Consider the following 22,847-nt stretch of genomic DNA (forward strand, 5'->3'; position numbering starts at 1 on the left):
TATTCAAAGCTGAATCACTCCATATGCAATTTTCGAAGTATTGACATGGCGACGCTCAAAGCCGAGCCTTAAAAACTCGCCACTCGCTTGATGCTCCTTTAGAACTACACTCTTGCGGGCCACTCGTTTTGCTTGCTCAATGGATGCAATAGTTAGTTCATCCATGTTGGCAATCGCTCTAAGCGGCTCCATTGAACTTGATTCATGGATGGGCTTCCTGAACATCGGATCAAAATATACGATGTCAACACTCTTATCAGGCAGCTCGCTTAAGTAATTCAAATGATTATTATTGATCATCTCGATGCGTCTCATCGCTTCATTGACATCTGGCAGATTGGTTTCATAGCCTGACAATCCCTCGCGTACAAGTGCACAAAGCACTGGCTCGCTTTCAATCGCAGTTACACTTCCCGTAGGGCCAGCGGCATATGCGAAAACGAGTGAATCCGACGCGAGGCCTGCGGTACAGTCGATAATATGATCTCCTTCTTCACAGCCAGATAGCTGTATAAGCGGATCCGTTTCTCCGCGCCGCAAACGTTTCACTCGAACAAATGCCATACTCGGATGAAAATAAAGCGGTATCTCCGATTGTCCATCATAATAACGAACCTCGTTTTCCGTCACCACAATCAAGCGCTTATCGTCCGTCAAGGTTAAAAGCTTATTTACCGTCAAATTCCCTCTTGCCTTAAGAAATGCTGAAAGCTCCGCTGAGAGGCGCGAGGCTTGATCTATTGCCCGAGAGGATGGCTTTGCCGTTGTGGTAACAATCACGACATCACCCGCTTAAACATTTTTTCCAGCTGATAAGTTGAAAGGTGTACAATAATAGGTCGTCCATGCGGACATGTATAGGGCTGCTTGCAATTCGCAAGCCTTGCGAGAAGCGTTTCGCCCTCTTCCCGGTTCATCCTGTCATTCGCCTTAATGGACGCTTTGCAGGAGCACATGATCGCTGCTTTCTCACGCAGCTTTCCGATATTAATCGACTTTCGTTCCGTAATAAGCAGCTCAGCCATTTCCTCGAGCAGCGCTTGCTCCTCCCCTTGCGGCATCCATTCCGGGTAAGCGCGAACGAGGAAGGTTTGGGCGCCAAAAGGCTCAACCTCAACTCCTGCCTGAGCAAACAGCGGCAGCAGCTCCCTCAGCTGTGATGCCTCTCCAGCCGTAAATTCCAGCGTTAAAGGTACAAGCAGCTGTTGACTAGCTGCCTGAGGATTTCCGAATTTCTGATAATAATATTCATAATTTATACGCTCATGCGCCGCGTGCTGATCAATTAAATACAGTCCCTCCTCTGATTGCGCAACAATATAAGTGCCGTGATGCTGCCCGATCCAGTACAGCTCAGGAAAGGAAGGCTGGTCATCCGGTGCATCGCCATCGCTAGGCAGCATGGCAATCGGAGGCTCAACAGAGGAAGAGCTTGCTATTGCAGCATCGCCTAACTGATTATCAGCTGATGGCAGCTCAGAGTTCACAATATCTCCTTTATCCGCTTGCGGAGCGGCATCGCGCTGGGATTGCAATTGCTCCTTCATACGGTCATGTACCGTGTTCACGGTATCTGCTAAGGCAGATGCAGCCTGCTCCCACGGAGCTGAAGCCTCGCGAAGAGCCTGGCTCTCGCTGCTCGGCGAAGGAGGTGCATACAGCTTCTCAGCTGCATTGCGAGGCACATATTCCCGGTCAATAGCTGGCTGCTTGTAGCTCGTCCCCTGTGGCTTATTCGCCTGCGGCTGAGCCTGAAACGGCTTGAAGGACTCCTCCATCGGCTCAGGCCGGTGAAAGGAGATGGCATCCTGTACAAAGAGCGGCTTAGACCGCTCAGCTTTGGTGCTGGACTCCGGGCCTGGAATATGGCGCTGACGGCCCAGCACGTCCTTGACTGCCTTTTCAATCATCGCCCGAAGCTCTGGCTCCTTGCTGAATCTAACCTCCATCTTCGATGGATGCACATTCACATCGAGCAAGCTCGGGTGCATGCCAAGCTCTAGTATCGCTAATGGAAAACGATTGATCGGCAGCAGCGTATGATACGCTTGCAGCAGCGACTGATTGATCGTATGGCTTCGAATGAAACGTCCATTAACGATTGCGGTAATTCCATTTCGATTCGCCCTAGTCAGCTCGGGCTTCGAAATATAACCTCTCAGCTCATAATCAGAGGTCTCCGCTTCAATCGGCAGCATGACCTTCGCAGTATTCGAGCCATACACTGCCGCTATGACCTGAAGCCTGTCGCCTGTTCCTAGTGTACGAAGCAGCACATTTCCATTATGCTTAAACGTAAATGCAATTCCCGGATGCGCTAGAGCGATGCGGTTAATAAAATCTGAAATATGGCCTAGCTCTGTTTGAATAGCCTTCATATATTTAAGACGCGCAGGCGTGTTATAAAATAAATCCTGTACAATCATTTCTGTCCCTTGCGGCGCATTGGCAGGTTCATCTACTGTAATCTTGCCGCCTTCAATAACGATTTTGCGCGCAAGGCCTGTTGAAGTCTCAGATGAAATGCATTGCAGCCGTGATACGGCGGCAATACTCGGCAAAGCCTCGCCTCGGAAGCCTAAGCTCGCTATACGAAAGAGATCGCTGCTCGTAGAGATTTTACTCGTTGCATGACGATAAAACGCTGTAACGATATCCGATGCCTCAATGCCATAGCCATTATCAATGACTCTGATCATGGACAAGCCGCCTTCTTCAATCGAAATATCGACGGTTGTGCTGCCTGCATCAACCGCATTCTCAACCAGCTCCTTGACGACCGAAGCGGGCCGCTCAACGACCTCTCCCGCTGCGATTTGGTTAGCAAGCTGCTCGTCCAGCACTTTAATTTTTCCCATGTCGTCATTTCTCCCCCTTTCGCGATGCTAGCTGTTCAACTTACTTTTCATATCATTCAGCCATTGCATAGCCTGCATCGGTGTTAAGTTAAATAAATCAAGCTTGCGGAGCTGCTCGGCAAGCTGTTCTGCTTTTGGACTTGCTTTCTTCCGAGCTGGTTCAGCTTCACTAGCCGCTGCCGGCTCGTCAAAAATCGACAGCTGAACGATGCCGCGAGACTCCATTACCCGCTCCGTCTGTGTGCTCGCCTCATTTGGAATTGAGGAAGGCTGTGCATACGCAATGGAAGACTTCGGAGGCTCTATTTTGGCAACCTCGAATTCAAGCGTTTCATCAAGCAGCTCGTAGGCTCTGCCAATAATAGACTGCGGCAGTCCCGCTAGCTGAGCGCAATAGATGCCATAGCTGGTGCTTGCTGCGCCAGGAATTAGCTTTCGCAGAAACGTTACATTATCGCCGCTTTCCTCGACGGCCATACGTGCATTTGCAAGCGCAGGCAAAGATTCCTCCAAATGAGCCAGCTCATGGAAATGTGTCGATACGAGCGCTTTGCAGCCGATATGATGATGCACATATTCAATAACCGCCTGCGCAATCGCCATACCTTCACCCGTTGACGTTCCACGGCCAAGCTCATCAATAATAACAAGGCTATTCGAGGTCGCTTTTTCAGTCATAATCTGAATGTCCTTCATTTCAACCATGAACGTGCTTTGACCGCCAATCAGATCATCTGCTGCGCCGATTCTAGTGAAAATCCGATCAATTAGCGGTATGACCGCTGACTTGGCGGGCACGAAGCAGCCGATTTGAGCCATGATGCAAATGAGCGCGACTTGGCGCATGTAGGTGCTTTTCCCTGCCATATTAGGCCCGGTAATCAGCAGCATCCATTGCTCGTCCTTGCTTAGAGCGGTTCCGTTGGAAATAAAAGGAGTGCCGTCCATCATCGCTTCAACGACGGGGTGCTTCCCATCCTCTATATGCAAATCATAGCCTTCAACCACCCTTGGTCGAGTAAAACGACGCTCGGCGCTCACCGTTGATAACGATTGATAAACGTCAAGTTCGGCGATTATTGCCGCAGCCTTTTGAAGTCTGTGCAGATGCTCCGATAAATGGTCGCGAAGCTCAATAAACCGCGCATGCTCCAAATCGACCATTTTGTCCTCTGCTTCAAGAATAAGTCTTTCCTTTTCTTTCAGCTCCGGCGTTACAAAGCGCTCGGCATTCGCCAGCGTCTGCTTGCGCTCATACCTTCCCTCTGGCAGCATCGACAGATTGGCTTTGGAAACTTCCAGGTAATAGCCAAAAATGCGATTATAGCCGATCTTCAACGTCTTGATGCCAGTCGCTTCACGCTCCTGACGCTCCAGCTCAGCCAGCCATTTCTTCCCATTCGTGCTCGCCTCGCGGAGCTGGTCCAAATAGCTGTCATAGCCCGCGCGGATCAATCCACCCTCTCTAATCGTAACCGGTGGGTCCTCGACAAGTACGGTCTCAATAAGGTCAGCCAAATCAGAACACTCATCCGCGCCATCAACTAGCGCCCTCAGCACCTCTGATCCCGATTGCTCACAAATCGCAGTAAGCTGCGGAATACGACGCAGCGAGCTGCGCAGCGCATTCAGATCGCGACCATTCGCACTGCCAAAAGCTACTCTGCCTACGAGACGCTCAAGATCATAAATTGGCTGCAGCTCCGAACGCAAATCGTCTCTTAATATTAAATTAAGATACAGCGTCTCAACCGCTTCGAGCCGAGCTTCAACAGCTGCGCTGCTAAGCAGCGGCTTATCTATCCAGCGGCGCAGCAAACGCGCTCCCATTGACGTCTGCGTCCGATCCAGCAGCCACAGCAGAGAACCCTTCTTGTTCCGATCGCGGACCGTTTCGGTCAGCTCCAAATTTCTTCGTGTATAATGGTCCAAAATCATATATTGATTCGGCTCATAGCTTGATATCGTTCTTACATGTCCAAGGGAGCGCTTCTGCGTTTCCTCCAAATAACCAGTCAGGACGCTTACGGCTTGCAGCCGTGCTCCTGATATTTTGACCAGCTCATCCTTGCCGAACTGCTCTGCCAGCTTATCCGCTGCCATGGGCTCCCGTGCAGTAAGCAGCAGCTGCTTGTTCCAAACCGCAGTCGATTGCACTTGGCTAAGCAGCTCACTGTCGCCAACTAGCTCCGAAGGCTGATAAACATTGATTTCATCAATCAGCGCTTCGATATGCTCAGGGAATGAAGTTACATAGAGCTCGCCCGTTGAAAGATCACAAGCCGAAAGACCTAGCATCCCGCCAACACGGACGATGGCGGCAATGAAGTTGTTCGTCTTGCCTTCAAGCGCCTTCGATTCCATGACTGTACCTGGCGTAATAATGCGGACAATTTCTCGCCGTACGACACCCTTCGCAACAGCAGGATCCTCCACCTGCTCGCAGATCGCTACCTTGTAGCCTTTTTCAACGAGTCTGTTAATATAGTTCTCAGCCGAATGATAAGGGACGCCGCACATTGGAATTTTTTGTTCACCGCCGCCTTCACGGCCTGTCAACGTAATTTCCAGCTCGCGCGAGGCTGCGATGGCATCCTCAAAAAACATTTCATAAAAATCGCCTAATCGAAAAAATAAAAAAGCATCCTTCGCCTCTTCTTTAATTGCGAGATATTGCAAAATCATTGGAGTATATCCAGCCATTCCGATCCTCCTCAATAAAGTATCTATCATGAAAGCTTGTACACTTCGTTAATTAATATCGTTAATTACATAGGCATATGCTAGAAAATAATTGAGCCCACAAAGTAAACAATAGACATCTATTATACCAAGCGGAACAAATGTGCGCCATAACCGAAAGCAAAGGCTCTACGAGCCTAAAGCCGCGGCGCTATCCTGTACGTATGCATTAACTTTTCACATATAGGCGATATCAGTCTGGCTATATTGTATCCTCGCAGTAAAACAGCTCCTATCAGCCGCTCTTGTGACGAATATTGCTCTCTAAGATGCTATCGTACAACATAGCTTGCAAAATTGCTTGTAGTCTGGCTTCTATCCTGCAATGGTGCAGGATAGAAGCCAGACTGCGGGATGGAAGCACTCCTACTACTGATGCTGCATCGGAGTAAAATAAATGGCGACTGCCCTTTATAGAGGCAATCGCCATTTGATGCGGATGTCAGCCCGCTCATCCCATGTTTTGCCGAGCCTTGCTGCATTAAGCAGCGGCTCGATATAAGGCGCTAGGCTGGAATAGCTTAGCGTCGCTGCAAACGATGAGACTAGGCCGTCTAAGCAGCCGGCTAGCTCGGTACGGTCGCCAGCGTAGTAGGCTGCTGCATACCGCTCATCCAGAGCAGGCATGTAGGTCAGGTTCAGCTCCTCGCGGGCGCATAGCAGCGCCAGCGCGAAGGAGGCTTTGGTCGCTGCCGGCGATACGAGCCAGCTCGGCAGCGTCCGGTATTCGAACCCGCCATGCGGCTGCAGGCGGAAGTCCCCGAGCGTTCCGTAACGGGGACGACGAGCCCGCCCGGCGGGGTCCTCTACCAGCGCAAGCGGGAATGCGGCGCAGCTGTCGAGTAGGCGGAGCAAGCGGCTCGTAAGCGGCGCTCCGCTCAGGTGGATGTGCCCGCCGAGCGCCAGCCCCGGCACGGGCATGGCTCCAGCGGCCCAGCGCAGGCTGGGGTCGCTGATGCGGTCGGCGGCGCGCAGCATCAGCCGCCGTACATTTGCGGCGAGCGCGGCAGGGTCCTCTGCCGGCTCCGGCCGCAGCTCGGCGACGGGATAGAGCAGCCGTCGCCCCACAAGCAGCGCGTCGGCACCGGCTGCCCCGCCGACGCCAGCGCCAAAGAAACGCGACGCCGACGCAATCTTCCCGGCCGGCGTCACCAGCACAAACTCAGGATCGGCGCCAATCAACAGCCGCCGATCCGCAGCCCCCGCTCTCGCCGCGGCATGCCGCGCTGCGAATCGCCGCAGCGATGCCGCCTCCAGCCTCGTGTCCCTCAGCTTCGGCCAAGCGGCGCGGACGACCGTCCTCCCGTCCCCGCCAAGTGAAATCTCGGCCTCTCCTATATCGAGGCCGAGCGTATAAAGCGCCAAGACGGCGGTGCGCACCACCCGCCGCAGCGCCGGGTCCTCCGGCCAGGCGTCAGCGCCATCCGGCAGCAGCTTCTTGCCTTGCAAAGGCTTTCCCGAGACATCGATGCGCATCATTTCCACTGGCTCCAAATGAACGACACTGACGCGGAACAATCGCTCACTATCCATCGGAGCACCGCCGCATAAGCCTGCACGACGCCAGATGAGGAGCTTTTCTTCATCCGTTTGTCTGCTTGCTATGTACCCGTGACTATTTAGAACGAAGGCGCCTGCAAAACGGCTGCAATCAATCGAGCGGACATCCGACCATGCCATTACAGCGTCGCCTGCCTGCACCTCCTTCCAAGACTGTGCATGAAGCGGCTGCCCATTCCGCTCGCCTGAGGTATGGAGCTCTTTGCCAGAATAAGCGACTCGCTCCAATCGGTCATAGCTGCCTCTCCATATCCACGTCGAAGCCATCGTGCTTCCCGCCTTTAGTTGTGTTAATAATAGCTCATATCTGCGATTGAAATATTTCAAAAAAAAAGAGGGCTTTCGCCCTCGAATTTGCTGCTCGCGCAGCATATGATACTTTGACAGCAAAGCTTCCCGGCTTGCTTACAGCTCATCGTCCAGCAAATCTGGATCTAAATCCTCATAATCATTATCGCCGAGGCTGAATTCCAAATCCTTGCCGTCCAGGTCGCCGCAACCGCCTGGAAGAACAGCCACACAAACTTTAGTCTCGGCAACAAGCTCCACCGCAAACTCACGCTCTACACGAATCACGACGCTCGAGCCGTTCGAAGAAATATTCGCTTCGATACAGTTCGGCTCTTGAATCACCTCGGCAGATACCTCAACTGTAGAAGGCCGATGCTTCGGATCTACATAGGAAAGGTTAACATGCTCAACGTAACTCACGGATTCCTTAGCAACGTCCGTTTGTGAGTTTTTACTGTACGAATACCAAATGTTGATATCGTAAGTACCAATTACCTCAATACCGTCACCCGAACGAACCGCTTCATATTGATGGTTAATGATCCATGCTCCCAGTATACTGGTCGGATTATGAGGCGGTGTTACGGTATGGGTTACAGTGGAAAACTTACGACCTTTGCCGCAGACAGCCTTCGTAATTATTTCTCTGTACTGGAGCTGCTTATCTGCAATAGTCATTGATTTAACCTCCTCCATACAATCATTCATTTAAAGTGTATGCAGGACATAGGCAAATGTTGATTAAGTGGTCCCATATAAATGTTAATGTTCAATCGCGCTGGGATATTAACATTCATTCGCTGCGCCTCCATACAACTATATGAGTACAGACCGTAAATAATTCATAGTCAACAGACGATTAATAAGATCCTAAGCCTACTTGCCTCGCCAGCCGGACATCAGTCTTCGCTCTAATGCAGCTACCAGCTGATACATGATCGTCGCTACAACTGCAATTACGATCAAGCTGGAGAGCACCAGTGTAAAATTAAATACTTGGAAGCCATAAATAATCAAATAGCCGAGGCCGAGCTTCGCAACGAGAAATTCCCCTACGATCACTCCAATCCATGCCAGACCTACATTCACCTTTAATGTAGATATAATAACAGGAAACGAACCGGGCATAATGACGAGCTTGAACAATTGAAAACGCGAGGCACCGAGCAGCCTAACCACTTTAATATATCCGGTATCGATCTCTCGAAATTGATTGTATATGTTCAAGGTAGTAATGATAACCGTTACTGAAAGTGTTATGGCAACAATCGACATGAAACCTGGACCAAGCCCTACAATAAAAATCGGGCCAAGCGCTACCTTCGGCATACTGTTCAGAACGACCAGATACGGATCAAATACACGTGACAAGAACGGAAACCACCAAAGCAAGGCCGCAATTGCCGTCCCTAAAATAGTGCCAAGCACAAAGCCGACGACCGTCTCTGTTACCGTCATGCCAACATGCGGCCAGATCGAACCATCTGCCATCGTCTTCCACAGCTGCAGCAGCATTTTTGATGGATAGCTGAATAATAGCGGATCGATCCACTTTTTCGTGCCCGCTGCTTCCCATAAACCAATAAATAATAGGAGAAGTACAGCTTGCGTAGCGAAAACAGCCGTTGTAATCTTCCGATTCCGAGCTTTAAAGCGTAGATGGAGCTCTTTCATCCAGTGACGGCGATCGTCCTGAAGGTTAGAGATGCCAGCCTTATTCTGCTGATCGCCATCTGTGGAATGAGGTTGATTGGAATCAGCCACTTCGTTTACCTCCTTCACCATCCTCCTTATCCAGCTCCTCCCACAAGCGATCAAACAGCTCTTGGAAGCTAGGATGCTTGCGAGCAGCCATTGGAGCTAAACTCCTAATATCTTCCGGTATGATGATTTCGCTCCTGATATGACCTGGATTGCGGCCGAGGACAATAACGCGATCACTCATTGCCGCTGCTTCCGCCAAATCATGTGTGACGAGAACTGCCGTCTTCCCAAGCCTCGTCAGCGTCTGATTAACCAAATCCTCCAGCTGCAGCTTAATATGCAGATCAAGCGCTGAGAAAGGCTCATCAAGCAGAAGCACTTCAGGCTCCGTAGCGAGTGTACGCGCAAGCGCGACCCTTTGCCGCATACCTCCAGAGAGCTCATGCGGATATCTGCGCCCTGCTCCGCGCAGGCCAAGCTCATCCAGCAGCTCATCGACTACCTGAAGTGTCTGTGCTGTTTTACGCCCGGCAATTTCCAGTCCTATTGCAGCATTTTCTCTAATCGTTCGCCATGGAAACAAATAATCTTGCTGCAGCATATAGCCTACCTTTGGCGAGGGACCCGCTACTCGTTCGCCATTTAGCAGCACCTGCCCCTTTGTCGGAGGAAACAAGCCAGCGAGCAAGCTAAGCACCGTCGTCTTGCCGCAGCCGCTTGGTCCAACAAGGCTAATAAACTCCCCGCGAGCAACAGATAACGTCAGATGCTCTACCGCGAGAGAGGCTTCCTTTTCATTCACATAAACATGTGATAACTGCTGCAGCTCAAGCACTGGTAAAGGTTTCATGCCTAAGCCTCCATTTCCTGCCCGCTGTTATTTCACCGCTTTAATGGCTGCTTCAGCAAAGCTTGTGTCAACCAGCTCCGAATGCTCTGTACGTTTTTCGAGCTCACCTGCAGTCGTTATGACATCGAGCAAATTGTTCCATTCTGCTTCATCAATAATCGGATCAGTAGCGAACGAGCCTTGCTGCTTGTAGCGATCAATCGAGCTGATAATGATATCCTTGTCGACATTTTCAAAAAACGGCAGAACAGCTTCCGCAATCGTTGCAGCGTCATTGCTCTCCACCCAAAGCTGTGCTTTATGGACCGCATTTGTGAAGGATTGGACGGTTTCTTTATTTTTGTCCAAATAGCTTTTCTTGGTCATGAAGACGGTATAAGGCAAATGACCGCTTTCGGTGCCGAACGATGCAATAACATGACCTCTGCCTTCCTTCTCAAAAATAGAAGCCGTTGGTTCGAACAGCTGGACGTAATCTCCAGTTCCAGAAGCGAACGCTGCTGCAATATTGGCAAAATCAACATTTTGAATGAGCTCCAGATCGGCCTGCGGATTAATGCCGTGCTTCTTCAGCACAAATTCACCAGCCATTTGCGGCATTCCACCTACTCTCTGCCCGAGAAATACGGATCCTTTTAACGAGCTCCAATCAAAGTTTTCCACCGCATTCTTAGCAACTAAGAAGGTACCATCGGTTTGTGTGACCTGTGCAAAATTGATGATCGGATCATCTGATCCTTGCTGATACACATAGATGGAAGTTTCAGACCCAACAAGCGCAACGTCAATGGCGTTCGAGAGAAGTGCTGTCATCGTTTTGTCGCCGCCAGGTGTCGTCGTTAATTCCACATCTAGGCCCTCCTCCTCAAAAAAGCCCTTAGCCACCGCCACATACTCCGGTGCATAAAATAATGATCTCGTTACTTCGCCAATCCGAACTTTAACCTTCTCCGAATCACCTTTGCCGCAGCCTGCTAATACCGCAGTCATAACGAGCACTACTGAAAGCAGCAGCGACAAAACAATACGTCTCTTCATTTGGAGTCCCTCCTGCATTCGATTGAATTTACTGTACTCCAGCCTATGCGCAAATAACTTAGGCGGTGAATAAGCGCACGAAAAGAAGGCTGCCCGCATATCGTCATAGACGAGCGGACAGCCTTCCTATTTCAGCTTAACATTATTGTCCAAACCTTAAAGCTTATAAATATCCGTATATTTCTTCGTCAAATAATCGACCAAATACTGCGGATCCAGCGGCTTGCCTGTTACGTTCTGAATGAGCTCAGACGGTGTTCTCAGCTTGCCGTATTTGTAAATCCGCTCAGACAGCCATTCCTTGACTGGGAGCAGCTCTCCATTGCCGACATTGGTCCAGAAGCTCTTCTGCTCCTTCTCCAGCGTATCGGCAAACTGTGCTGCGTACATATTTCCTAAAGAGTAGGATGGGAAATAGCCAAAGGCACCCCCTGCCCAGTGCACATCCTGTAGAACGCCTTCTGCATCGTTTGGCGGTGTTATTCCCAAATATTCTTTATATTTTTCATTCCAAATCGCTGGTAAATCAGAAGCCCTCGCCCCCTCATTAAAGATCAGCTTCTCGATTTCATAACGAATAATAATATGGAGATTATAGGTCAGCTCGTCTGCTTCTATTCGGATCAAGGACGGATTCACCACGTTATTCGCACGATAAAACTGATCGACGCTGACATCAAGCTGACCAGGGAAACGCTTCTGCAGCTCTCCGAAATAGCGATTCCAGAACGGTCTGCTGCGCCCAATCACATTTTCCCAGAAGCGCGACTGCGACTCATGAATACCCATGGAGGTTCCTGTGCACAGCGTCGTGCCGATGAGCTCCTCCATAATATTTTGCTCATAAAGCGCGTGACCGCCCTCATGAATCGTGCCGAATAAAGCACTGGTAACATCATCTTCCAAATAACGTGTCGTAATCCGCACATCGCCTGGGCTTATGCCCGTAGCGAATGGATGAACGCTTTCATCTAGTCTTCCGGCTTCAAAGTTGTAGCCCATTTGTTCTAATATGTATAGGCTGAACGCCTTTTGAGCTGATTTATCATAGTTTTGCTTAAGAAATGCATGATCTGGCTGATGAGGCGAAGCAGCAATGGCTGCTGCAAGGGGAACTAGCTTCGCACGCAATCCGCTAAACACACGATCAAGCTCGGCTACCGTCATCCCAGGCTCATATTGATCAAGCAGCGTATCATAGCGAGTAGCCTTCACGCCCCATAGATCGATAAACTGATTCGTATAGGAGATTACCTTCTCCAAATAAGGCTGAAAGCTGGCATAATCGTTATTTCCCTTCGCTTCCTCCCATTTGGATTCCGACTGCGAAGCTATGACAACATATTCTTGATAAAGCTGAGGTGGTATTTTTACACTTCGTTCGTATTCTTTGCGAGTTTCCGTAACGAGACGTTGATCAATTTCAGAAAGCTCAGCATATACTGTGCCTTCCGCAAGCTGTGATATCCATTCGCCTAATTCAGGCGAAGTTGCGAGCTTGAACTGATCAGCAGATAAGGAGCCAATGACCTCAGACCGATTATCCATTCCTTTACGCGGCGCCCCTGTGCGCAAATCCCAGTAAAGCACAGCAAGTGCTTCCTCATAGCTTTTTATTTTTCGTATCGTCTCTCTAAAGCTCTGCAAAACCTCGTTGGATTTCGTTGACATCACACCTACCGCCTTCCAATTTCTTGTCGAATTTCACCACAATTCGCAACATGACTTGATCTTCATTATTTCAATCCTTATAATCATCTTAAACCTGCTAGACATACTGCGCAATAGAGAGAAAGAGAGGAAGTCTTATGCAAATTATTTTTTCGCAAGCAGCTAGTGATCGAATAAAACCTTATTTGGAAGACGGGGAAAAGAAACTAAAGCTTCTTCATGACACCGAGGACTGCGGTTGTGTCGTTAGTGGAGTGCCAGCACTTCAGCTCATAAATGAACCCTCTGTCGACGACAAGCTTGCACATGGAGAATCCTTCGATTACTATTATGAGCCTCGCCATGAGATTTATTACGAGCCACAGCTCAAAATCGATTTTGACGCGAAAAAATCCAGCTTTAGTCTGAAGAGCGATAGTCAAATCTATACGTTGCACCTTCGTTTCCTAACCAAAGGAAGTGCACAATGAGCAAAATAGACGACATTCTTGACTATAATAAACAATTTGTTGAGGTTAGAGAGTATGAGAAGTATTCCACAAGCAAATATCCGAACAAACGAATGGTTATCGTTACCTGCATGGATACTCGGCTTACAGAAATGCTTCCCAAAGCTATGAATCTTAAAAACGGCGATGCAAAAATTATTAAAAATGCAGGCGCTATCGTGACCCAGCCTTTTGGCAATATTATGCGAAGTATCCTGGTTGCCCTTTATGAGCTGCAATCAGACGAGGTTTTTGTCATCGGCCATACGAACTGCGGCATGACCGGCATTAATCCAGAGCATATTATCCAGCATATGGAAGAGCGCGGTGTTACGACCGATACCATTACCACTTTAAAGCATTCCGGACTTAATTTAATGCGCTGGTTGACAGGCTTCGATAACGTACATGACAGTGTACATAACAGCGTAAGTATTATTCGCAACCATCCGCTACTCCCTGCGAACATCCTTGTTCATGGATTAATTATTGATTCAGAGACAGGGGAATTAGAACTCATTGATCCAGCCCCAGCACAGGCTTAAACAAATAAGGGAGCACAACGGCTATTACAGTCCGCTGCGCTCCCGTTTTTTCGCTTCAAAAGCTTTCAATCTTGCAGCAATGACCTCTGAGCGGTCTCTTCGCAAATGCCGATGGATAATGTTCTCATCAACTAAAGAGCTCGGCTTTTCCCATAATAAATTGCACTCCTCGCATAATTGCTGACATCGTGCTAGAAGCTCAGTGCTTGTAATGCGTAAATTGATATCCACATATACCGTTTCGTTATCTGATTGTAATTCAGAGAGTCTAGGCAGCAATTGCTTTAATAAATGATCCTTATCGATGCCAAGCTCTTCAAGGGGCGATGCAGCTAATTTTCGTTCTGCTTGTGAAAGCATCTTAATAGCGCCGCGCCTGTTCCCGCGCCTTTCATGATACAGCCCAACAGCCAGCTGAATAAAGCCTAACCAGGTTTCTGTGAGCGGGTCCTCGGGATACTCCTTCCAATACTCCTCAAGCAGCTCGTGGCATTCAAAAAAATCTCTAGTTGCATGGAACTCTATCAAATATAATAAATATGCATTAGGAAAAGCTTTCATATCATACTCCTCACTAGGTCTGTCCTGTTCCTTTATATTAACATTCATTAGGATCAAATAAATAGGTGTAAAAAAACAATGGACTGCTCCTGCAAGCAGATAGATGCTGCAGAAACAGTCCGTGCTTCAAAGAATTGACGCGCTATCGCCAGCTGTTAAACAGATCGGTTAAGCGTTTAGTATTAGTTTAGCAATATACACTAGATCTCGAATATCAATGATGCCATCTTTTACATAATCAAGACGAGAATACTGATTCCAATCCGCATCGCTTTGTTTTTTACCGTACGCTTTCGCTACCGTCGCCAAATCTCCAACAGACATATTGCCGGCTTCCGGCTGTTTAATTAATGATTTGAAAGTCTGTAACGCTCCATTTAATTGTTCGAATGCGCTCAGCAATTCTGCGTCTGTTGCATCTGTTTTTACATGCACAGCCTTCGCATTGTTAATCGCCGTTTGGAGTGTTAGCTTCGAGCCAACTGGATATTGACTAACGCGTGATCCTTCGGTTGCCGTATCGTGGAACGCTTGCGCCTCTCCAATCAGTGCTGACAACGCTCCGCGATCCACAGCTTGAATGCTAATTGAATAGTTTGCCTCTCTAAGCGAATATTCTTCCGTATCGGTAGCAACAGTCGTTTGGACAACAAATTTTGCCGTTTTTGCGTGCAGAGTCGGGCTCGCCTTGAATTTGAGTTCCACGAGCTCGCCGTTTTTATCCTCGTCTTGCAAATTGACCGCAATAAAACGCAGCTCACCGTTATCATCTACAGATTCCAGCACTTTATAATTTGCATTTAAAGGAGGGTCAACGATACCGATAAATTGAACGGCATCCGCATCATATGCAACGGTCACGTCATGCGCCAGCACATTTTGGCTGACACCCTCCAAGCCGTATTTCAGTATGAATGTTTCACCAGCCTGGATTTTATCTGGTCCGTTTACCACAGAAGATCCATTGCTAAAGCTTTCAGGATACCAGCGCAATGTAGCTGTTGAGCCCGCCGGTAAGGTTTGTACAAAGGCTTTGCCCATAAAGCTAACTTTCACAGTACGAGCGCCGCTGCCGCCTGTATTGCCATTTCTCACGATCATAACCATTTCACCATCAGGATTCTGAAAAGTTACGTTAGATACATTGCTCTGTGTGCCTGAAGAAGACACTCGGACAGCACCTTCACGTTTTCCAGCACCTTGATCCAAATATTTGGAGAACTGTCCCCAGGTGTAGAAATTACTATTGTAAGATACGACACCAGTATTATGGTTTGTAGTAATCAAGCGATTCGGCCATCTAGGATTTACTTTAGTCCAATCGAGGTTGTTATTTCTCTCTTCCGTCCAATGCAGCGTACCACCGTTCTGGTCAGTAATGGCGACCCACCCCGTGTAGCTGTTCATATACTCTTTGAAATAATCAATAATTGTATTAGAGCCAAATATATTGGTCTCCGTCAAATGAATACTCTTTCCTGCAAACTCCAGCGCAGCATCCTTCATCACACTGGAACTGCCCCAATAGGGATGGAAAGCAATACCATCCATCGCATTCAAAACATCATTCCCTTTTATACTTCCGTCATTCGAATCTTTAAAAACTCTATAATAATTTTTGGTTTGTGTGCTTCCTGGATCTCTCCAATCATAGAAATTAAAATCGTGTGCCCACAGCTCAGTGTCAAGTCCGGCTAATGCAAATTCCTTCTTAATTTCTAGCGCTAATTTCTGCTGTTGTTCAATACTGATGTCCATTGCTGGATATACCACATCCATACCCGGCTCATTCAATAATGTAATGGAAAATATATCAATCCCTTGCTCTGCATAGGCCTGAATAAACTTTACATAATATTTAGCAAAAACATTGATGCATTCATCACGAAGCTTTGATGCTTGATAAGTCCCGCCACCTGGACTCGGAAGCACATAGCCTGTAAAGGTATTGGAGGTGGTCATCCATGCTGGCGCACTCCATGCTGAAGCAAAAAACTGTGCTTTTGGATTATACTTTTGAATTAATTTGATGACTTCAATAATATGGGCATCCATATCTTTTTGAATAGAGAAATACTCGAGATCGAAATCCTCCGTCACACCTTCCGGAAGCTCATTATGCGACCAAAAAGGCAGATGCTCTATTGCATCAGAGCTACCAATCGTAATTCGGAATAGCTCGATACCCGCTCCCTCTACAGGGTCAACAATCTTTTTAATTGCATCTTCACGCGCGCTCTCACTAAGTTTCCATAGGTTTGAAATACCGGTTTCCTCAATTGAGATGCCGAGACCCTGATATTCCTGATAACGAATCGTAGGATCTACCGTAATGGAAACGCTTGCAGTTTGTCCCGTATCTTCTCCTAATACGACAGTATTCAAATCTGCCCATTGATTGTTAGTACCTGATGAGTACGTTCCGTACACTGGCGTTTCCTTTTCTGCTCCATAAACCTGTGTTCCAGTAGTGATAGGAAAACTGCCAAGTAAAAGTGCTACAGATGTCATTACCGATAAAATAACCTTCCGTCTAATTTTCTTCAATGCTACTCCTCCTCGATCTCGAAATTATTTTTTTTGCCCAAAAAAGAATACGCCCTTAAATCCCGGATGGTTAAGTAAATCAACGGATATGATTTCCCCCCTTTCAATATAATTCTATTAAAATAACGGCTATAAATTTAGGATGGATAATTTAGATCACCCTATTCATTTTTGAGGAAATCACTATTCGATATGAAAAAATGAAACTCTATTTCCGATTATACGTATTTGGAAAGGTAAGTTATTTTGTATTAAGCATATCAGGAGGAGAACAGACAGATGAAAAAAGGATTCATGGTCATGCTGGCATTAGCACTATTTTTCACATTAGGATTTGGTCAATATGCCGATGCAAAACCACGGGGAAGCATCAAATCACCAAAGCAAAGCGTCACGCAAAACACGAAAAAAACAGATAATGTAAGTCAAAGCAGTTCAACTGCAAAAACAAGCACAACGGCTAGTACAACAAAGCCTGGATTTTTTAGCGGCGGCGGGCTAATGAAGGGCATGATGATTGGCGGCTTGGCAGGCTTAATGTTCGGCAGTATGTTCGCTGGGATGGGTGCTTTCGGCAATATATTGGGCTTTATGGTTAACTTACTTGCCATATTTGCATTGATTATGCTTATCCGCGTAGCGTTCGTTTACCTTCGCAGCAAGCGTAACCAGTCTGATCAACGGAGACCCTACTAGCCGTGCGTATATATACAGATGAAATAATAAACGCAATCTGCCTTAACATGGCCGAGCGTCGCGGAGTAATGCCTACGGACGTGGAAGTGCAGCTCTCATGGGAAGAAGAATACGGGTATACAGCCGAAGTTTGGGTGAAAGGCCGCAGTCAGTTCATTATCGAGGCGAATATCCTTGAAGCTATCGAGCAGTATATTTTCAAACAATACAATCTTCGTGTGTTTCGTTCCAATATCACGCTAGATGCGGATGAGGAATTTTGGGCGGACATCACTGAATAAAAAGATAAAAAGCATCCGCAAGGCTTACTTTATCATTTCGATAAAGCAGCTAAGGATGCTTTTTTTTCAAGCTCTGCCACAGGAAAACGAAGGGTGACCTTAGTCCCTCTCCCCTTTTCGCTCTCAAATCTAATTTCTCCATTCAATGCTTCGACGATACGAATCGTTACCAAAATACCCAGGCCTGTTCCCGTATCCTTAGTCGTAAAGAAGGCTGTTCCGAGGTTATCCAAATTCTCCTTCGACATTCCTTTCCCATTATCCATAATTTCAATAGTAATAACGTCATGATGAGAATAAGCGTTAATCAACACTTCACCAGTATTCGGAATGGCTTCGACGCCATTTTTGATGAGATTCAACAGCACCTGAGAAAGCTTAGGCTTATCTGCAAGCAAATAGAGGTCCCTTTGATTACAGTTTAGTTTAATTTCCACGTTCTGGATTAAACTATAGGAATTCATAATTTCCATTATACTTCCTAGAAATCCGGAAACCTCTATCAACTCAAGATGATCGGTCTGCGGCTTTGCTAAATTCAAATAATCGGTAATGATATATTCCGCTCTTTCCAATTCCGATAAAGCAATGGTCAAATACTTTTTTTTCTTATCATCTGCAGATTCTAAGAGCAGCTGTAAAAACCCCTTGACGACTGTCAATGGATTACGAACTTCATGTGCGACTGATGCTGCGATTTGACTAACGATCTTCAATTTCTCACTACGCTCCAGCTCCATCATTAGATAGTCTGTTTCAAAAATATGCTCTTTGAGCAATGTAGAAATGGTCATTCCAATTAACGAAGCAACAGCAAGCGCAATAAGGACAGCTATATTTTCATTATGATACAAAAGTGAATAATTATTTGCTTCTATGTATACTATCAAACTAATGTATATTAAAATAACAGAATTAGCACTTAATAATAAACAGGTAACCTTTCGCTTAATTGCAATATAACTTGGAAAGGCTTTCACAAAAAAGAAGCAGGGGCCCACGCCAAGCAGAAAAGCGATCACCGAATAGACAACAGAATCACCGCCTAAATAAATCGTGTAAAATACTACAATGCTCATTGATATTATTCCAGGCAAATACTTGCCTGAGCTATACATAATTGCGATGATAATTGGAATGCTTCCAAGATCACTTAGAAAGCTGCCAACCACATGAAAAGGTACGGTCATACAAATAACAGCTGAAGTACCAAACAAACATCCATATAAGATCTGATAGCGCATGCTATCCGAATTTTTTTTGCGTGAAAAAAAGAACTGTTGAATAAAAATCGGAAACAATATGATAATAAGATGGATGAGTAGTTGGTTTATCATAGCTCCAGGTTGATTCAACTCCCTTTTACAAAATTTGTAATGTTTTCGAGAAAACTTCGGCACAATTGTATAGTAACATATATTTTAGAAACATTTAACTACTATTTCGGGAAATATCCAGTCGATACTATGAGTTTTTATTGATATTTTAATCCAGCTAACTACATGATTTCTCAATAAGGAAAAACCCTAGTTCTTGCAATAGTGCAAGAACTAGGGTTTTCAGCTTGTTCCTTGAAACACAACGTCATCCTCATAAACAATCCAAGAAAATGATACGAATAGCGCAGTCTTCCTATGGTACACAAGAGAGCCTAGTTAAACGACTCTCTTTGTCGACAATGGAATCGTGAACGATACCGTTGTACCTTCCCCCGGCTTGCTTTGAAAATGTAATCCTTGCCCATACAATTGGTTCAATCGACTGTGGGTGTTAAGTAGTCCAATTCCACGGTCCTTCTTATCTTCGGGACTTAACAGCTTGCTAATCTGCTCTTCATCCATGCCAATTCCCGTATCAGCGACAACAAAATGGATGGCATCTGCTTGCTTCTGAATACGAATACGGAGCGTTCCACCCTCTGCCTTGCTTAAAATACCGTGACGGACCGCATTTTCTACTAGCGGCTGAATCGTAAGCGGAGGCATCTGGATTTCAATATTCGGGCCCAATTCCCATTCAATTTGCAATCTCTCTTCAAAACGCTGCTGCTCGATAAATAAGTAGTTTTCCACAAGCTGGAGCTCCCGCGACAATGATACCAGCTTGCCTGCAGTTAAAAAGTCAAAGCTGATACGCAGATACGTAGTGAATGCGCCAGCAAGCTCCCTCATCTTGTCCGTGTCAATGTCACCGAGTGCTAGAATCGAATTCAACGTATTAAAAAGAAAATGCGGATGGATCTGAGCTTGCAGATAGGCTGCCTCCATGCGCAAGCGATCATTGATCGCTTGCTTCATGGAAGAGAGCGACCAGACGCGATACTTTAATTCCAATGCATCAACAGGTTTAGTAACATAATCGTTCGCTCCGGCTAGAAAGCCTGCATAGATATCTTCTGGTTCACCACGAGCTGTCAGTAAAATAATGGGCAGCTCATACAGAGTAAAGCGTTCACGAATTAACCTTGTTAATTCGTACCCCGATAAACCAGGCATCATCACATCAGAAATAACAAGATCCCACTGCTCAGCTTGCAGTTTCTCCAACGCTTCCCGTCCGGAATAGGCTGCCTCGATATGATAAGTCTCATTTGATAAAATATGAGTTAATACCTTTAAATTAACCGGATCATCATCGACTGCCAGTACACGAAATCGATCGACGCTAGTTGAGATCGTCGAGATATGCTGAACTTCCTTCATTTGATAGCCAGCTGCCACCATAGCAATCGTGTCTATTGTCATTTGTGCGCTGGCAGACGCGAGTGGGTCCATCTGCTGCTCTGTATGATCAACCGAAAGCTGTGACTGCGTATTAACCTCCAACACAGACAATTTGAAGCTGAACACGCTGCCTACGCCTGGCTGAGATTGCAGCTTCAACTCATCTCCATGCAATTCAACCAGATCCTTGCAAATACTTAGTCCCAGGCCGATGCCTCCGCCGCCAAATGCCCCTTGCTCATATGGCTTAAATACACGCTTTTGCAAAACATCATCCATACCTACTCCCGTATCCTTAACATACAGCCATACATGTCCTTTATCTTGCTTCGCTGCCAGTTCAACGCTTCCTTCTTCTGTATACTTAAGCGCATTATGTACCAAATTAATTAAAATTTGCACTAAGCGCTCTTCATCTGCATAGACTTGCGGCAAATTATCCTCGATGCTCATGCGAAGCTCGACCTTGGTACCCTCAGTCAAAAATCTCAGCATATCCAAAACACCGATAGCCAAAGATTGCAGCTTCACCGCCTTCATATTCACCGTAATACGCTTATCCTGTAATCTCACGACATCCAGCAGGTCATTCAGCATAAGCGACATCCGGCGACTGACCATAATAAGCAGCTCCATGTCGCGTTGACTTTCCCCATCGAGAACATGCTTTTGCTTGTTTAATACGCTTTGAGCAATGTTCATAATACCGTGCAGCGGCGTTCGTAGTTCATGCGATGTATTGGCCAGGAAACGATCCTTTAATCGGTTAGCCTCAGCAAGCTGAGCGTTGAGCTGCTCATTTTGATGTGAATTATAATAATATCTTCTAAACCAATGCGCACTGAAACTCGTAATTGCAGCAATCAGCTCTATGGGATAAAACATGAATTGCGAGGTTCCAGCGTAATACACATACGCCCACAAAATATTACTAATGATACATATCACAGAGAATAATAGGAAAAAAGCACCATCGACCCTATTGAATACCATTTTCATAAAATAAAACGCTGTCCAGAACAAGGGAACGTAATAAAAGATCATGAAGAAACCATTCTCAATGGAATAGAGGATCATCTTTGCTGGACCTATGGCGACAAATAGAGAATAAGCGATGAGCGAGCACAAATAACTATAAAAGGCAACGCCTTTACGTTGAGTACCAATAAGCACCCTACCCATTAGCAAAAGAAAAAAGGAAAACCATATGTATGAATAGGCCTTCAGCTTCAACGTCCATATGAAATCGGCATTAATCAACCGGAATAAAAGCCCATTATGTTCAACAGCAATCGTCACTGCTGATACGACCATTAGCAGGAAAAAAATAATTAACTCTGTTTTTCTTACATTCATCAAATAAATAATAAATAAATATAATGCATGCAGCAGAAGAAAACCACATACGACAAGCTGCAAACCGATAGAATTCCAGTATATCTTATCTACTTCATCCTGAGGGCCAGCCAGTGTGGATCGAATGATGCCGCCTTTCATTGGAGTTTCATAGTTTGAAGCTCGAACAAAAAGTTTCAGCTCGTTTTGATCCATCTCTATATAACTAATCAGGAATGATTTATTCCCAGAAACATGCCCTTCTCTCCCCTCAGATAACTCACCGAATTGGGAAAGAATCGTGCCGTTAACCTCTACCTCAGAAGCGCTATAAATCGATTGAAACCAAAAACTAAGCGGCGTCGACAATGGCCGATCCAGCAAAATTCGCAAATAATAGGTTCCGTAACCGTATGCCTCTTTGTCTCCAGTAGCAAATGCAGCTTTCCAGTTTCCTGGCACCTGCAGCATTTGTCCACCAGATGCATCGTCGATATTAGAAGCACTCAACCATTGTCCGGGGTAAAACAGCCACTCCCCATCCAGCCGAAAAGCGCTTAGTTGTTCAACTTCCAACCCCCGCAAATCCAGCACGCCTTGCTGTACGGTTGGCGAATTAGTGAATGAAAACTGGTTATGCCAGTTCCATCGAATCACGACTAGCAAAAGGACGAGCACTATCAAGTAAATAACATGCATTAGCTTGAACTTATTCTTAGAAATTGTCATGGACGCCTCATTCATCAATGATATATTTAATAAGCGATATAAATTGAACTGAAAATTTACGTTTTGGGCGCTGCGCGAGTAGATCATTCTTACGATCGCGGTTGCAGCCAGATTCTTTGATTTTCTAAGACATTTAAAGGTAAGAATCCGGCTGCAAAGGCGAACACTTTGTTTCTCCAGAACGATCTTCTCGCTTCGCTTAAACTTCATTTTTCAAGTTCAACTTAT

17 protein-coding genes are annotated in these 22,847 nt (G+C 46.4%); 4 read left to right on the forward strand and 13 right to left on the reverse strand.

The annotated features are described in order from the left end of the window. Positions 1–3: 3 nt before the first annotated feature. From MHI37_RS16965 to MHI37_RS17005, 9 genes are all read right to left on the reverse strand, one after another. Positions 4–780 carry a class I SAM-dependent methyltransferase gene (locus MHI37_RS16965; RefSeq protein ID WP_076334614.1) on the reverse strand — a complete coding sequence of 259 codons (777 nt, stop codon included), beginning with the start codon at positions 778–780 and terminating at the stop codon, positions 4–6. Next, a complete protein-coding gene (gene mutL / locus MHI37_RS16970) occupies positions 777–2,858 on the reverse strand; it encodes a DNA mismatch repair endonuclease MutL (RefSeq protein ID WP_076334613.1) in 2,082 nt (693 codons plus the stop codon). The genes MHI37_RS16965 and mutL overlap by 4 nt, the downstream gene beginning before the upstream one ends. A 27-nt stretch (positions 2,859–2,885) precedes the next feature. Beyond that, positions 2,886–5,561, reverse strand: a complete 2,676-nt coding sequence (mutS, locus tag MHI37_RS16975; RefSeq protein WP_076334612.1) for a DNA mismatch repair protein MutS — start codon at positions 5,559–5,561, stop codon at positions 2,886–2,888. Positions 5,562–6,011: 450 nt separating this feature from the next. After that, entirely contained in the window at positions 6,012–7,280 is a 1,269-nt protein-coding gene (locus MHI37_RS16980; protein ID WP_179090118.1) for a hypothetical protein, read from the reverse strand. A gap of 285 nt (positions 7,281–7,565) precedes the next feature. Beyond that, the gene (locus MHI37_RS16985; RefSeq protein WP_076334611.1) at positions 7,566–8,129 is read right to left on the reverse strand and encodes an outer spore coat protein CotE; all 564 of its coding nucleotides are present in this window, start codon (positions 8,127–8,129) and stop codon (positions 7,566–7,568) included. 198 nt (positions 8,130–8,327) lie between these two features. Further along, positions 8,328–9,125 carry an ABC transporter permease gene (locus MHI37_RS16990; protein ID WP_256709585.1) on the reverse strand — a complete coding sequence of 266 codons (798 nt, stop codon included), beginning with the start codon at positions 9,123–9,125 and terminating at the stop codon, positions 8,328–8,330. An 82-nt stretch (positions 9,126–9,207) separates the two neighbouring features. Continuing rightward, the gene (locus MHI37_RS16995; protein WP_076334609.1) at positions 9,208–10,005 is read right to left on the reverse strand and encodes an ABC transporter ATP-binding protein; all 798 of its coding nucleotides are present in this window, start codon (positions 10,003–10,005) and stop codon (positions 9,208–9,210) included. A gap of 27 nt (positions 10,006–10,032) precedes the next feature. Further along, positions 10,033–11,043 carry an ABC transporter substrate-binding protein gene (locus MHI37_RS17000; RefSeq protein ID WP_076334608.1) on the reverse strand — a complete coding sequence of 337 codons (1,011 nt, stop codon included), beginning with the start codon at positions 11,041–11,043 and terminating at the stop codon, positions 10,033–10,035. A gap of 156 nt (positions 11,044–11,199) precedes the next feature. Then, the gene (locus tag MHI37_RS17005; protein WP_076334607.1) at positions 11,200–12,714 is read right to left on the reverse strand and encodes a carboxypeptidase M32; all 1,515 of its coding nucleotides are present in this window, start codon (positions 12,712–12,714) and stop codon (positions 11,200–11,202) included. Positions 12,715–12,851: 137 nt separating this feature from the next. Between MHI37_RS17005 and MHI37_RS17010 the strand changes: the two genes are divergently transcribed. Next, positions 12,852–13,184, forward strand: a complete 333-nt coding sequence (locus MHI37_RS17010; protein ID WP_076334606.1) for an iron-sulfur cluster biosynthesis family protein — start codon at positions 12,852–12,854, stop codon at positions 13,182–13,184. Next, the gene (locus tag MHI37_RS17015; RefSeq protein ID WP_076334605.1) at positions 13,181–13,747 is read left to right on the forward strand and encodes a carbonic anhydrase; all 567 of its coding nucleotides are present in this window, start codon (positions 13,181–13,183) and stop codon (positions 13,745–13,747) included. The genes MHI37_RS17010 and MHI37_RS17015 overlap by 4 nt, the downstream gene beginning before the upstream one ends. Before the next feature lie 24 nt (positions 13,748–13,771). Here the strand turns inward: MHI37_RS17015 and MHI37_RS17020 are convergent, their stop codons facing one another. Together MHI37_RS17020 and MHI37_RS17025 are read right to left on the reverse strand one after the other, a co-directional pair. Then, entirely contained in the window at positions 13,772–14,308 is a 537-nt protein-coding gene (locus MHI37_RS17020) for a DUF309 domain-containing protein (RefSeq protein WP_179090117.1), read from the reverse strand. A 168-nt stretch (positions 14,309–14,476) separates the two neighbouring features. Next, entirely contained in the window at positions 14,477–16,855 is a 2,379-nt protein-coding gene (locus tag MHI37_RS17025; RefSeq protein ID WP_076334604.1) for a cohesin domain-containing protein, read from the reverse strand. A gap of 279 nt (positions 16,856–17,134) precedes the next feature. On the opposite strand from MHI37_RS17025, the gene MHI37_RS17030 reads away from it, so the two are divergent. Together MHI37_RS17030 and MHI37_RS17035 are read left to right on the forward strand one after the other, a co-directional pair. Further along, entirely contained in the window at positions 17,135–17,551 is a 417-nt protein-coding gene (locus tag MHI37_RS17030; protein WP_076334603.1) for a hypothetical protein, read from the forward strand. A gap of 2 nt (positions 17,552–17,553) precedes the next feature. Then, positions 17,554–17,832, forward strand: coding sequence for a YxcD family protein (locus MHI37_RS17035; RefSeq protein WP_076334602.1), 279 nt, complete (start codon positions 17,554–17,556; stop codon positions 17,830–17,832). A gap of 32 nt (positions 17,833–17,864) precedes the next feature. Here the strand turns inward: MHI37_RS17035 and MHI37_RS17040 are convergent, their stop codons facing one another. Beyond that, entirely contained in the window at positions 17,865–19,169 is a 1,305-nt protein-coding gene (locus MHI37_RS17040; protein ID WP_076334601.1) for an ATP-binding protein, read from the reverse strand. Positions 19,170–19,487: 318 nt separating this feature from the next. Further along, positions 19,488–22,619 carry an ATP-binding protein gene (locus MHI37_RS17045; RefSeq protein WP_256709443.1) on the reverse strand — a complete coding sequence of 1,044 codons (3,132 nt, stop codon included), beginning with the start codon at positions 22,617–22,619 and terminating at the stop codon, positions 19,488–19,490. Between the last annotated feature and the right edge of the window lie 228 nt (positions 22,620–22,847).

This window comes from Paenibacillus sp. FSL H8-0548, from assembly GCF_038630985.1.
Classification (GTDB): domain Bacteria; phylum Bacillota; class Bacilli; order Paenibacillales; family Paenibacillaceae; genus Pristimantibacillus.